This is a genomic window from Burkholderia sp. 22PA0106 (genome assembly GCF_047497155.1).
In the GTDB taxonomy this organism is placed as follows: domain Bacteria; phylum Pseudomonadota; class Gammaproteobacteria; order Burkholderiales; family Burkholderiaceae; genus Burkholderia.
The window spans coordinates 3,143,740-3,157,172 of the sequence record NZ_CP163163.1 but is presented as its reverse complement, the minus strand read 5'-3'; the positions used below and the strand labels follow the sequence as shown (position 1 = coordinate 3,157,172).

Here is a 13,433-nt window from a genome sequence, read left to right as displayed (position 1 = left end):
CAATGAAAAACCCGTGGCGATCAGCGGATCGACACGGGTTTCGAGAGGCTCCGGAAAGGTATCCGAAGCGAATATCTGGTGCCCAGGGCCGGAATCGAACCGGCACGCCTTGCGGCGGGGGATTTTGAGTCCCCTGCGTCTACCAGTTTCACCACCTGGGCAGAGAATTCAGGCCTTGCGCGTGCGATTGCGATTGCGCGCAGGCTAAACAGCGATTATGGCGGAAATCGTTGCGACGGGCAAGCAGCGCGCCGCGATCGGGTGGCAATCCCTGCTATATAGTCTGCGCGAGATCAACAGGCCGTCAGCGCCGCCCCGTACCTCACAGCTCGTACGATTCCGCCTCGCCCTTGAGCGCTTGCTCGATCAGCTTGCGATTCAGCGTCGGCGAGAGCAGTTCGACCAGCGTATACACATAGCCGCGCAGATACGCGCCCTGCTTGAGCGCGACCCGCGTGACGTTGCTGCCGAACAGATGCCCGACCGGAATCGCGCGCAGGTTGCGGTCGCGCTCGGGATTGAACGCGATGTCGGCCAGGATGCCGACGCCCAGCCCCAGTTCCACGTAGGTCTTGATCACGTCCGCGTCGATCGCCTCGAGCACGATGTCGGGCGACAAGCCGCGCAGCGCGAACGCGTGGTTGATTTTCTTGCGGCCGGCGAACGCGTCGTCGTAGGTGATCAGCGGGTATTGCGCGAGATCGTCGAGCGAGGGCGGCCGGCGCTCCAGCAGCGGATGGTCGGCCGGCACCACGGCCGCGTGGTGCCACTGGAAGCACGGCAGCGACACCAACTCCTTGTAGTCGGCGATCGCCTCGGTCGCGATCGCGAGATCGGCCTGGTCGTGGATCACCATTTCGGCCACCTGCGTGGGGCTGCCCTGCAGGATCGAAAGATGCACCTTCGGGAAGCGCTTCTTGAATTCGGCGATCGCGCCCGGCAGCGAATAGCGCGCCTGGGTATGGGTGGCGGCGATGGTCAGGTTGCCCTGATCCTGCGCCGCATAATCCTTTCCGACCCTTTTCAGGCTTTCGACTTCCTGCAGAATCCGTTCGACCGAGGCGAGAATGATGCGTCCGGGTTCGGTCAACGAGCGCACGCGCTTGCCGTGCCGCGTGAAGATCTCCACGCCCAGCTCGTCCTCGAGCTCGATGATGGCTTTCGAGACGCCCGGCTGCGACGTAAACAGGGCCTTCGCCGCCTCGGTGAGGTTGTAATTCTGGCGGACGGCCTCGCGCACGAAACGAAATTGGTGCAGGTTCATATATAACCCTTCCGCATATGGACAGAATTTTTTAGTCGTTTGAAATATAAGGCGAGTTTATTACGATTCACCTTGGTTTTTCAAATATGGATATCTGTTTTCGTCATTAGCAAATGACACGGCCGCGGGCTAGACGGCTCGATGGGTCAGGCGCAGACGAAAACGGAGGTCGGGCACGGCGTGGCTAGGACGCCGAGCAGTCAACACGAAACCCTGGGGTCCCCGAATGTATCAGTACGACCAGTACGACCAGACGATCGTCGACGAACGCGTCGCGCAGTTCCGCGATCAAGTGCGCCGCCGGCTGTCGGGCGAATTGAGCGAAGACGAATTCAAGCCGCTGCGCCTGCAGAACGGCCTGTACATGCAGCGTCACGCCTACATGCACCGGATCGCGGTGCCGTACGGCAACCTGCGCAGCGATCAGCTCCGGATGCTGGCCCGCATCGCCCGCGAGAACGACCGCGGCTACGGCCATTTCTCCACGCGCTCGAACATCCAGTTCAACTGGATCAAGCTCGAGGAAACGCCCGACATTCTCGCCAAGCTCGCCTCGGTTCAGATGCACGGCATCCAGACCTCGGGCAACTGCATCCGCAACATCACGGCCGACCAGTTCGCCGGCGTCGCGCAGGACGAAGTGATCGATCCGCGTCCGTGGTCGGAAATCCTGCGCCAGTGGTCGACGTTCCATCCGGAATTCGCCTGGCTGCCGCGCAAGTTCAAGATCGCCGTGTCCGGCTCGAAGGTGGACCGCGCGGCCGTGCAGATGCACGACCTCGGCGTGTACCTGTCGCACGACGCGAACGGCCAGGTGGTCGCGAGTATCCTCGCGGGCGGCGGCCTGGGCCGTACGCCGATCGTCGGCGCGATCATCCGCGAAAACCTGCCGTGGCAGCACCTGCTGACCTATTGCGAAGCCGTGCTGCGCGTATACAACCGCTTCGGCCGCCGCGACAACCTCTACAAGGCGCGGATCAAGATTCTCGTCAAGGCGCTGTCACCGGAGAAGTTCTCGCAGCAGGTCGAGGAAGAGTGGCAACACCTGAAGGACGGCCCGTCGACGCTGACGCAGGCCGAACTGGATCGCGTCTCGCAATTCTTCGCGCCGCCGGCCTACGAAAAGCTCGCGGACACCGATACGTCCTACGAGCAGCACCTGCTCGAGAACAAGGCGTTCGCGCGCTGGGTCGAGCGCAACGTCGCGCCGCACAAGGTGTCGGGCTACGCGGCCGTCACGCTGTCGCTGAAGCCGAACAACGTCGCGCCGGGCGATGCGACCGACGCGCAGATGGACCAGGTGGCCGATTGGGCCGACCAGTATTCGTTCGGCGAGCTGCGCGTGTCGCACGAGCAGAACCTGATCCTCGCGAACGTCAAGAAGCACGACCTGTTCGCGCTGTGGGAAAAGGCCAAGGCGACCGGCTTCGCCACGCCGAACATCGGCCTGCTGACCGACATCATCGCGTGCCCGGGCGGCGATTTCTGCTCGCTGGCGAACGCGAAGTCGCTGCCGATCGCGCAGGCGATCCAGGACCGCTTCGACGATCTCGATTATGTGTACGACCTCGGCGAGATGTCGCTGAACATCTCGGGCTGCATGAACTCGTGCGGTCACCACCACGTCGGCAACATCGGCATCCTCGGCGTCGACAAGGACGGTTCCGAGTGGTACCAGATCTCGCTCGGCGGCGAACAGGGCACCGGCGCGGACGGCCTGAAGCTGGGCCGCGTGATCGGCCCGTCGTTCTCGGCGCATGAAGTGCCGGACGTGATCACCAAGCTGGTGGATACGTTCGTCGAATCGCGCATCGACGGCGAACGCTTCATCGACACGTACCAGCGCATCGGTCTCGCGCCGTTCAAGGAACGCGTGTACGCAGCTCGCCAGCCGGCCCACGCGTAAGCAACGAGGAATTAGCAGATGGCTTCGATTATCAAGAACCGCGCCGTGATCGACGACGCATGGCAGGTCGTGCGGGCCGGCGAAGACGGCGTGCTGCCCGACGTGGACGCGCTGCCGGCCGGCAAGCTGCTGGTGCCGCTGGCCTACTGGCAGGCCGGGCGCGACGCGCTGCTGGCCGCACGCGGCAAGGATCAACTCGGCGTGTGGCTCGCGCCGGACAGCGAACCGGCCGACGTGTTGGCCGACTTCGACAAGCTGACGGTGATCGCCGTCGATTTCCCGCGCTTCGGCGACGGCCGCGGCTACAGCACGGCGCATTTGCTGCGCAATCGCTACGGCTGGACCGGCGAGCTGCGCGCGATCGGCGACGTGCTGCGCGACCAGTTGCTGTACCTGTCGCGTTGCGGTTTCGACGCGTTCGCGGTGCGTGCCGACCGCGATCCGCACGATGCGCTGGCCGCGTTCACGGAATTCTCCGAGCGCTATCAGGGCGCGGTGGACGAGGCCGTGCCGCTGTTCCGCCGCCGCGCCGCTGCCGGACAGGTGAACGCATGAGCGACGCCCTCACGCCCGAACTGAGCGCGAAGGTGGCCCGGCTCGACGCGTTGCTCGCGTCGATCGCCGAGCGCCACCCGCGCGTGAAGTTCGCGAGCAGCCTGGCGGCCGAGGACATGCTGGTGACGCACGCCGTGCTGTCCAAGGGCGTTGCGATCGGCATCTTCTCGCTGAACACCGGCCGGCTGCACGCGGAAACGCTCGGCATGATCGACCGCGTGCGCGAACGCTACGGCTACGAGATCGAGCAGTTCCATCCGCAGCAGGATGCGATCGACCAGTATGTGGCCGAGCACGGCCTGAACGCGTTCTACGAAAGCGTCGAGCTGCGCAAGTCGTGCTGCCACATCCGCAAGGTGGAGCCGCTGAACCGCGCGCTCTCCGGCGTCGATGCGTGGGTCACGGGCCAGCGCCGCGAGCAGTCGGTCACGCGTGCGGAGCTGCACGAGGAAGAACACGACGACGCGCGCGGCATCGCGAAGTACAACCCGCTCGCCGACTGGACCGAAGCCGATGTGTGGGCGTACCTGAAGGCCTTCGACGTGCCGGTCAATCCGCTGCATGCGCGCGGCTACCCGAGCATCGGCTGCGAACCGTGCACGCGGGCGATCCGCCCCGGCGAGGACAGCCGCGCGGGCCGCTGGTGGTGGGAATCGCGCGACAGCAAGGAATGCGGCCTGCACATCACGGCCGCCCCGGTATCCGAATTGCCGAACCGCGGCGCCAACGCCTGAGCCGGTCGACCCAATCGGCCAGGCAGCACGAACCCTATAGAACGGCGTCGTCCGCCATGACGGACGGCCAGCAACCCAGTAAGGACTGACATCATGAGCACGACGCTCGAACAATCCGCACCGCCCGCCGGCACTGCCAGCCGGATGGGTCACCTCGACTGGCTCGAGGCCGAATCGATCCATATCCTGCGCGAGCTCGTGGCCGAGTGCAGCAAGCCGGCCCTGCTGTTTTCGGGCGGCAAGGATTCGGTCGTCGTGCTGCATCTGGCGCTGAAGGCGTTCGGGCTGGGCGCGGGCCGCAAGACCTCGCTGCCGTTCCCGCTGGTGCACATCGATACCGGCCACAACTACGAGGAAGTGATCGACTTCCGCGATCGCCGCGCCAAGGAAATCGGCGCCGAGCTGGTGGTGGGCCATGTCGAGGATTCGATCCAGCGCGGCACCGTGGTGCTGCGCCGCGAAACCGATTCGCGCAACGCCGCGCAAGCCGTCACGCTGCTCGAAACGATCGAGCAATACGGCTACACGGCGCTGATCGGCGGCGCGCGCCGCGACGAGGAAAAGGCGCGGGCGAAGGAACGGATCTTCTCGTTCCGCGACGAATTCGGCCAATGGGACCCGAAGGCGCAGCGCCCGGAACTCTGGAGCCTGTACAACGCGCGACTGCACAACGGCGAGCACCTGCGCGTGTTCCCGATCTCGAACTGGACCGAACTCGACGTGTGGCAATACATCGCCCGCGAGAATCTCGAACTGCCGTCGATCTATTACGCGCACCACCGCGAGATCGTGCGCCGCAACGGCCTGCTGGTGCCGGTCACGCCGCTCACGCCGATGCGCGAGGGCGAAACGAGCGAGCAGGCGCTGGTGCGCTTCCGCACGGTCGGCGACATCAGCTGCACCTGCCCGGTGGACAGCGATGCCGACGACGTCGAGAAGATCATCGCCGAGACCGCCGTGACCGAGATCACCGAGCGCGGCGCGACGCGCATGGACGATCAGGCATCGGAAGCCGCGATGGAACAGCGCAAGAAGCAAGGTTATTTCTGAAGCACGCGAGGACAGAGAACATCATGAGCATCATCGAGAACCACGAAGACCTCGGCGTGTTGCGATTCATCACGGCAGGCAGCGTCGACGACGGCAAGAGCACGCTGATCGGCCGCCTGCTGTACGACAGCAAGGCCGTGCTGTCGGACCAGCTTTCGGCGCTGTCGCGCGCGAAGAACAAGCGCACGGTCGGCGACGAGCTCGACCTCGCGCTGCTGACCGACGGCCTCGAAGCCGAGCGCGAGCAGGGCATCACGATCGACGTCGCGTACCGTTATTTCGCGACCGCCAAGCGCAAGTTCATCATCGCCGACACGCCGGGCCACGAACAGTACACGCGCAACATGGTGACCGGCGCGTCCACGGCGCATGCGGCGATCATCCTGGTCGACGCCACCCGCGTGACGGTCGAGAACGGCGTCACGCAACTGCTGCCGCAGACCAAGCGCCATAGCGCGATCGTCAAGCTGCTCGGCCTGCAGCACGTGATCGTCGCAATCAACAAGATGGATCTGGTCGAGTATTCGGAATCCACCTATAACGTGATTCGCGACGCCTACGTGGGGCTCGCGCAGCAACTGGGCCTGAAGGACGTGAGCTTCGTGCCGGTGTCGGCGCTCAAGGGCGACAACATCGTCACGCTGTCGGACAGCATGCCGTGGTACGCGGGCGAACCGCTGCTCGACCTGCTCGAATCGCTGCCGGTGGCGATCGACGGCGGCGACGCGCTGCGCTTCCCGGTGCAGTGGGTGGCGCGCCAGGACGGCAATTCGGCCGACGATTTCCGCGGCTACATGGGCCGTGTCGAAGCGGGCGAAGTGAAGGTGGGCGACGAGATCGCGGTGCTGCCGTCGGGCCGCACGGCCACGGTGGCGGAGATTGTCGCGCCGGTGCCGGGCGGCACGGCTGCGGTAGAATCCGCGTTCGCCGGGCAGACCGTCACGATCCGCCTGGCCGAGGATGTCGACGTGTCGCGCGGCGACGTGTTTGTGCCGAACGCGCAGCGCATCGAGCCGGCCAAGAAGCTCGAGGCCGACCTGTGCTGGTTCGACGAAACGCCGCTGTCGCCGCAACGCAAGTATCTGCTGAAGCAGACCACCAACACGGTGTTCACGAAGATCGGCGCGGTCAGGCAGGTGCTCGACGTGCATACGCTGTCGCAGGCCATCGACCGCCAGGATCTGAAGATGAACGACATCGGCCGCGTGGCGCTGACGCTGCAAAAGCCGATCGTCTGCGACACCTACGATGCGCATCCGGCCACGGGCGCGTTCGTGCTGATCGACGAGGCGACGCACCACACGGTCGCCGCCGGCATGATCCGCGCGTACTCCGCCTGAGGTCCGTACCGCCGGCCGGGGCGCTTTTCGCTGCCCGCCGCCGGCGGCGAACAACCGACGAAGAACATATGGGCAAGGTGTATCTGATTGGCGCGGGGCCGGGTGCGGCGGACCTCATCACGGTTCGCGGCGCGCGGCTGCTCGCGCAGGCCGACGTGGTGCTGCACGACGCGCTGGTCGAGCCGGAGATGCTCGACTACGCGCCGAACGCACGCCGCATCGCGGTCGGCAAGCGCTGCGGGCAGCGCTCGTCGGCGCAGCAGTTCATCAACAAGCAGATCGTGGACGCCGCGCGCGAGCACGCCGTGGTGGTGCGCCTGAAGGGCGGCGACCCGATGCTGTTCGGCCGTGCCGACGAGGAAATGCGCGCGCTGGAAGCGGCCGGCATCGACTACGACGTGGTGCCGGGCATCACGGCCGCGTTGGCCAGCGCGGCGACGCTCAAGCGCTCGCTGACGCTGCGCGGCGTGTCGCGCAGCGTGGCGTTCGCCACCCAGAGCCGCGCGCCCGGCAGCGACGAGATCCGCGAGCAGGTCAACGCCGATTCGCTGGTGTTCTACATGGGCCGCGACAGCGCGCCCGGCATCGCGCAGCAACTGATCGATGCGGGCCGCCCGGGCGACACCCCGGTGGCGATCGTCGAGGCTTGCAGCACGCCGCGCGAGCGCAGCTTCGCGTTGACGCTGGCGCGCATGGCGGCAGGCGAGGCGCAGGCCTGGCTCGATGCCTCGCAGCCGAGCCTGCTGATGATCGGCAATGCGTTCGCCGAGCGCGGGCGCGAGGCGGGTGAGGGCGATGCCGAGGGTGAAGGCGGCGAGATTCGCAACGCGGCCTGAGCGTCGCGCGTTGCCGCTCAGGCATTCCAGCAAAAACGCCGGCTTTCGAGCCGGCGTTTTTTCATGATGCGTGAAGCGTGCTTATCAGGCTTAGAAGCTGTTGCGAAATTAGTTATCCAGAGATTTGAGACGTGTCCAGCAAATCAAGGCACAAGCCAAAGACATAAAGGCCTCGTGTACATGAGCGTAGCGTTCATAACGAATTTTGAGCCGTCGAAACGAGTGCAACCAGGCAATCGAACGCTCCACTGGCCAACGTGTTTTTCCCAGTCCACTGCCATGTGGCGCGCCGATTTTTGCGAGCATCGGCGTGATGCCGCGCTCACGCAAGCGCTGCCGATGGGGCTCAGAACTGTAGCCCCGGTCGCCTTGTATGATTTGCGGCTTGCGCAGCGGACGTCCCCGCTTGCCCCTGATGTGTGGAATGGCATCGACCAGCGCATCAAGCTGGGTAATGTCGTGACGGTTTGCTGCACTCAGGATGACCGCGAGCGGGATGCCTTGCGCGTCGACGATGAGGTGGTGTTTGCTGCCGAGCTTGCGCCGGTCCGTGGGATTCGGGCCGGTTTTTTTCCCGCCAGTACGGCGCGGATCGATGAGCTATCGACGAGCGCACGCGAGAGGTCGATTTCGCCACGGCGACGCAACTCGGCCAGCAACGTTTCGTGGATGCGTTGCCAGACGCCGGCCTGTTGCCACGCCACGAGCCGTCGCCAGCAAGCCGTGCCTGAACCACATCCCATTTCTTGCGGGAGTAGATTCCACGCAATGCCCGAGCGCAACACGAACACAATGCCTGCCAGCACCGCGCGGTCGGGTGTCGGTTTGCGGCCTGCATACTGGCGATTGCGTGGTGCTCGCACCGGCAGCAGCGGTTCGATGAGTGACCACAATTCGTCGTCTATCAGTTCTTTAGGCATCGCTTCCTGTTGGGCAAAACAAGACAGAAAGTTAACACCAAGTCGGAAAAGTTAAACAGACCCAAAACTTAATTCCGCAACAGCTTCTTAGGCTCAGGCGTGCGCCTGTTGCACGCAGTAGCGCGCGATGGCGTCGAGTACCGAGTCGTCTTCGCCGATCGCTGACGCGCTGCGGATTTCGACATTCGGATGCGCGGCGCGGCAGACCTCGATGATCTCGGGCAGGTCGCGGCGCACGTGGCCGCCCTGACCGACGAACACCGGCACCACGGTGATCTTCGCGCAGCCGGCCGTGACGTGGGCGGCGATCGCCTCTTCGAGTTCGGGCGGCATCAGCTCCAGGAAGGCGAGCGCGACGGGACCGCTCGTGTGCGTGGCGCGTACGCGCTCGGCGAGCCGCTCGAACGGCTCCATCCAGCGCGGGTCGCGCGAACCATGTCCGAACAGGATGATCCCGTGTTTGCTCATCTTCGCTCCTTGTCGATCAGTGGCGGTCGACCCACTTCAGCGCGAACAGCCCGAGCGCGAGGTAGATCAGACCAGGAAGCGCCGCCGTGAGCGGCGCGGGCCAGGTATTCAGCGTGCCGATATGCGAGAACAGCGTGTTGAAGAGCTGGAAGCTCATGCCGAGCATGATGCCGCCGAACACCTTCACGCCGACCACGCCCGCACGCGTGTGCAGGTAGGCGAACGGCAGCGACAGCACCAGCATCACGAACACCGCGAACGGGTAGAGCAGCTTGCGCCACAGCGCGATGTCGTAGCGCTGCGTGTCCTGCTGGTTCTCGCGCAGATGCTGGATGTAGCGGAACAAATTGAAGATCGACATCCGTTCCGGCGACACCAGCAGCACCGAGAGGATCTGCGGCGTGAGGTCCGAGCGCAGCGAATACTGCGGCATCGACACCTGTTCCGAGCGGTAGACCGGGTTCAGCGCGTCCTGCGGGCCGTTGGCGGCCGGCACGATCGGCGTGAGCTGGGTGTCGGTCACGTCGGTCAGCAGCCAGTGGCCCGGCGGCGCGTAGCGGCCCGCCTTGGCGATCCGCACGTTCTGGAGCTGGAACTTCGAATCGAATTCGTAGATCCGCACGTTGCGCACGGTGGAGTCGGGCGACAGCGTGCCGACGTTGACGAAACGCGTGACCGGCTCGCCGTTGTCGCGCGCGGTGAGCGTGTCCTTGACCCATACGCCCGAGGCGAAATCGGACGACACCGACGACCCGAGCGCTTCGAGCCGGACGCGCTCGGACAGTTGATCCGTGTACGGGCCGACGAATTCGCCGATCAGGTAGGTGGCGATCACGAGCGGCACGCCGATCTTCAGCAGCGAGCGCAGCGCCTGGTTGGTCGCGAGGCCCGACACGCGGAAGATCGTGAATTCGGAGTTCGCGGCCATCTGCGCGAACACGTAGATCGAGCTGATCAGCGCCGCCACCGGGATGATTTCGTAGAAGCGCGACGGCGTTTGAAGCGCCACGCGCAACACCGCGTAGCCGAAGTTGTAGGTGCCGTGCCCGACCGAGTTCAGTTCGCTGATCAGGTCGAAGAAGAAGAACAGGCCCGAGAACGCGAACAGCACGAAGATGAAGGTCAGGTAGATCTGCCGCGCGAAGTACTTTTCGTAGAGCCGCATCGGTCAGCTCCCCCGGCGGAACGTGGCGCGCGAGATCAGCGGCCGGTTGCGCACGCGCATCCAGAACAGGAACGCCACCACGCCGCCCACCGCCAGGTGCAGCACGACCAGACCGACGGCGAACGGCAGCTTGCCGCGCTCGATCTGCGATTGCACCACGTTGAGCAGGTTCGAATACGTCAGATAGATCAGCACGGCCATCACGAGATTCACGGTGCGGCCGCGCCGCGGGTTCTGGTAGGCGAGCGGAATCGCCAGGATCATCAGGTTGATCGCGATCAGCGGCAGGCCGGCGCGCCAGGCGAATTCGGCCAGGTTCTCGTTGGTCGGATTGCGCAACAGGTCGAGCGTGGGCGTGCTGGTGGTGGTGGGCTGGGTGACCACCGCCTTGCTCTGGATCTTCAGGCCGTAGCGTTCGAACTGCATGATCTTGAAGTTCGGCTGGCCGGGCACGCCGTCGTAGCGCCGGCCGTTCTCCAGCACGATGAAGCGATCGCCGTTGGCTGCGGTTTCGGTGCGGCCTGTTTGCGACACCACCACGTTGACCTTGTCGGCTTCGGTGGTCGTGACGAACACGTTCTGCACCTTGGCCTGATCGGGCGTCATCTTCTCGATGAAGAACACGCGGTTGGTCGAGGGCGATTCGCGGAACTGGCCGGGCGCGAGCAGCGAAACTTCGTCGCGCTGCTGAAAGCGCGCCTTGATCAGCTTGCTCTGCTGGTTCGACCAGGGCCAGCCGACGAACGCGAAGAAGGCGATCAGCAGCACGAGCGGCGTGGCGAACACGCCGATCGGCTTGATGAGGCGCGTCAGGCTCACGCCGGAGGCGAGCCAGACCACCATTTCGGAGTCCTTGTACCAGCGCGTGAGCACGATCAGGATCGACACGAACAGGGTGCCGACGAGGATCATCGCGAGGTAGCCGATCACGGTGAGCCCGATCAGCACGAGCACGTCCTTGGGGCTGACCTGACCGGACGCTGCGTAGCCGACGATGCGGATCATCATCGACGTCAGCATGATCGTGAGCAGCACCATGAATACAGCGCCGGCCGTATACGCCAGCTCACGCCGGAGGGAGCGTTCGAAGATCATGTTTGATGCGAAGAGGGCGGGGAGGGGCGGGAGCGCGCGCCGCCACGGGAAAAATAGCGGATAATTGCGGCTTTCACCCACATAGCCCAGATTTTATCCGAGGACAAGCGCGATGGACTTTAGCATAAAAGGCTTTGATTGGAGCAAAGGTGCCTCCAAGGGGTTCCTGACCGGCAAGTCCGACTGCGTCGTGATCGGTGTGTTCGAATCGCAGACGTTGTCCGGTGCCGCGCTCGATATCGACGAGGCCACCAAGGGCCTGCTGTCGCGCATCGTCAAGGCCGGCGACATGGATGGCAAATCCGGCAAGACGCTGTTCCTGCACGAAGTCCAGGGAATCGGCGCGTCGCGCGTGCTGCTGGTCGGCCTCGGCAAGCAGGATGCGTTCGGCCAGAAGGCCTACCAGGATGCCACTCGCGCCGCCTGGCGCGCGCTGCTGGCCACCCGCATCGCGCAGGTCACGTTTACGCTCGCGCAGCTGCCGGTGACCGACCGCGGCGCCGACTGGGGCGTGCGCGCCGCGATCCTCGCGCTGCGCAACGAAACCTACCGTTTCACGCAGATGAAGAGCAAGGCGGAGCCGGCGCCGGCCACGCTCAAGCGCATCGTGTTCAGCGTCGACACCACCGAAGAGAAGGCCGCCAAGACCGCGCTGAAGCAGGCCGTGGCGATCGCCAACGGCATGGATCTGACGCGCGACCTCGGCAATCTGCCCGGCAATGTCTGCACGCCCACCTATCTGGCGAACACCGCGAAGCAACTGGCCAAGGATTTCGGCCTGAAGGCCGAGGTGCTGGGCCTCAAGCAGATCCAGGCGCTGAAGATGGGCTCGTTCCTGTCGGTCACGCGCGGCTCGGTCGAGCCGCCGCAGTTCATCGTGCTGCATTACCAGGGCGCCGGCGCCAAGGCCGCGCCGGTGGTGCTGGTCGGCAAGGGCATCACGTTCGACACGGGCGGCATCTCGCTGAAGCCGGGCGAGGGCATGGACGAGATGAAGTACGACATGTGCGGCGCCGGTTCGGTGCTCGGCACGATGCGCGCCGTGGCCGAAATGGGGCTGAAGCTCAACGTCGTCGCGATCGTGCCGACCTGCGAGAACATGCCGTCGGGCCTGGCCACCAAGCCGGGCGACATCGTCACGAGCATGAAGGGCTTGACGATCGAGGTGCTCAACACCGACGCCGAAGGCCGCCTGATCCTGTGCGATGCGCTGACCTACGCCGAGCGTTTCAAGCCGGCCGCCGTGATCGACGTCGCAACGCTGACGGGTGCCTGCGTCATCGCCTTGGGCCATCACAACAGCGGCCTGTTCTCGACTGACGACGCGCTCGCGGGCGAGCTGCTCGACGCCTCGCGCGAAGCGGGCGATGCGGCCTGGCGCCTGCCGATCGAAGACGAATATCAGGAGCAACTGAAGTCGAACTTCGCCGACCTCGCCAACATTGGCGGACGTCCGGGCGGCAGCGTGACGGCGGCCTGCTTCCTGTCGCGCTTCACCGAAAGCTACCCGTGGGCGCACCTCGACATCGCCGGCACCGCCTGGAAGAGCGGCGCGGCGAAGGGCGCCACGGGCCGTCCGGTGCCGTTGCTGTCGCAGTTCCTGATCGACCGCGCCGGCGCGTGAGCGAAGCCGTGACGAGCAGCCCGGCACTGGCCGGGTGGAGCGCGCGATGACGCGAATCGACTTCCATTCGAACGTCGGCGATTCGCTCGCGTATGCGTGCCGATTGCTGCGCAAGGCGTATCTGGCGGGGCAACCCGTGGTCGTCTGTGCAGATCCGGCGCGCCTGCGCGCGCTCGACGAGCGGCTCTGGACCTTTGCGCCGCTCGAGTTCATCCCGCACTGCTCGGTCGACAGCCCGCAGGCGTCGCAGACGCCGATCGTGCTGACCGCCGATCTGTCCCATGCGCCGCACGACGGCGTGGTGCTGAACCTCGGTGCCGAGGTGCCCGCGCAGTTCGCGCGGTTCACCCGGTTGCTGGAGGTGGTCGGCAACACGCCCGACGAGCTGGCCGCCGGCCGCGACCGTTACCGGTTCTATCGCGACCGCGGCTACGCGCTGAACAATTACAAGCAAGGCGGCTAGTCGCGCCTGGAGC

At 65.2% G+C, this 13,433-nt stretch carries 13 protein-coding genes and 1 tRNA gene; 8 read left to right on the top strand and 6 right to left on the bottom strand.

All coding sequences use genetic code 11. The features are described from left to right. Window positions 1–76 precede the first annotated feature (76 nt). Window positions 77–161, bottom strand: a tRNA-Leu gene (locus AB4850_RS29000). Between the two features lie 161 nt (window positions 162–322). Beyond that, a complete protein-coding gene (locus AB4850_RS28995) occupies window positions 323–1,264 on the bottom strand; it encodes a CysB family HTH-type transcriptional regulator (RefSeq protein ID WP_414442857.1) in 942 nt (313 codons plus the stop codon). A 226-nt stretch (window positions 1,265–1,490) separates the two neighbouring features. On the opposite strand from AB4850_RS28995, the gene AB4850_RS28990 reads away from it, so the two are divergent. The 6 genes from AB4850_RS28990 (at window position 1,491) to cobA (ending at window position 7,685) form a co-directional block, all read left to right on the top strand. Continuing rightward, window positions 1,491–3,170, top strand: coding sequence for a nitrite/sulfite reductase (locus AB4850_RS28990; RefSeq protein ID WP_414442856.1), 1,680 nt, complete (start codon window positions 1,491–1,493; stop codon window positions 3,168–3,170). 18 nt (window positions 3,171–3,188) lie between these two features. Further along, on the top strand, window positions 3,189–3,725 hold the full coding sequence (locus tag AB4850_RS28985; protein ID WP_414442855.1) for a DUF934 domain-containing protein: 537 nt from the start codon (window positions 3,189–3,191) through the stop codon (window positions 3,723–3,725). Further along, entirely contained in the window at window positions 3,722–4,459 is a 738-nt protein-coding gene (locus tag AB4850_RS28980; protein WP_414442854.1) for a phosphoadenylyl-sulfate reductase, read from the top strand. Before AB4850_RS28985 ends, AB4850_RS28980 begins: the two co-directional genes overlap by 4 nt. A 93-nt stretch (window positions 4,460–4,552) precedes the next feature. After that, window positions 4,553–5,509, top strand: coding sequence for a sulfate adenylyltransferase subunit CysD (cysD, locus tag AB4850_RS28975; RefSeq protein WP_414442853.1), 957 nt, complete (start codon window positions 4,553–4,555; stop codon window positions 5,507–5,509). Between the two features lie 23 nt (window positions 5,510–5,532). Further along, window positions 5,533–6,849 carry a sulfate adenylyltransferase subunit 1 gene (locus AB4850_RS28970; protein WP_414442852.1) on the top strand — a complete coding sequence of 439 codons (1,317 nt, stop codon included), beginning with the start codon at window positions 5,533–5,535 and terminating at the stop codon, window positions 6,847–6,849. 68 nt (window positions 6,850–6,917) lie between these two features. Next, a complete protein-coding gene (cobA, locus tag AB4850_RS28965; RefSeq protein ID WP_414442851.1) occupies window positions 6,918–7,685 on the top strand; it encodes a uroporphyrinogen-III C-methyltransferase in 768 nt (255 codons plus the stop codon). A 108-nt stretch (window positions 7,686–7,793) separates the two neighbouring features. On the opposite strand, the gene AB4850_RS28960 is transcribed toward cobA, so the two are convergent. The 4 genes from AB4850_RS28960 to lptF form a co-directional block, all read right to left on the bottom strand. Continuing rightward, window positions 7,794–8,605, bottom strand: a protein-coding gene (locus AB4850_RS28960) for an IS5 family transposase (RefSeq protein WP_414440148.1) whose coding sequence is annotated in 2 segments (ribosomal slippage) — window positions 7,794–8,266 and window positions 8,266–8,605 — 813 coding nt in all. Because the reading frame shifts where the segments join, the coding sequence is not laid out codon by codon here. 93 nt (window positions 8,606–8,698) lie between these two features. Continuing rightward, window positions 8,699–9,073: a sirohydrochlorin chelatase gene (locus AB4850_RS28955; RefSeq protein ID WP_414442850.1), complete on the bottom strand. Its 375-nt coding sequence runs from the start codon at window positions 9,071–9,073 to the stop codon at window positions 8,699–8,701. Between the two features lie 16 nt (window positions 9,074–9,089). Continuing rightward, a complete protein-coding gene (gene lptG, locus AB4850_RS28950) occupies window positions 9,090–10,238 on the bottom strand; it encodes an LPS export ABC transporter permease LptG (RefSeq protein ID WP_414442849.1) in 1,149 nt (382 codons plus the stop codon). A gap of 3 nt (window positions 10,239–10,241) precedes the next feature. Beyond that, window positions 10,242–11,333 (bottom strand): LPS export ABC transporter permease LptF, encoded by a 1,092-nt coding sequence (gene lptF / locus AB4850_RS28945; RefSeq protein ID WP_414442848.1) that lies wholly within the window; start codon window positions 11,331–11,333, stop codon window positions 10,242–10,244. Window positions 11,334–11,445: 112 nt separating this feature from the next. On the opposite strand from lptF, the gene AB4850_RS28940 reads away from it, so the two are divergent. Both AB4850_RS28940 and AB4850_RS28935 read left to right on the top strand, forming a co-directional pair. Then, window positions 11,446–12,957 carry a leucyl aminopeptidase gene (locus AB4850_RS28940; RefSeq protein ID WP_414442847.1) on the top strand — a complete coding sequence of 504 codons (1,512 nt, stop codon included), beginning with the start codon at window positions 11,446–11,448 and terminating at the stop codon, window positions 12,955–12,957. Between the two features lie 46 nt (window positions 12,958–13,003). Beyond that, entirely contained in the window at window positions 13,004–13,420 is a 417-nt protein-coding gene (locus tag AB4850_RS28935) for a DNA polymerase III subunit chi (RefSeq protein WP_414442846.1), read from the top strand. Window positions 13,421–13,433 lie beyond the last annotated feature (13 nt).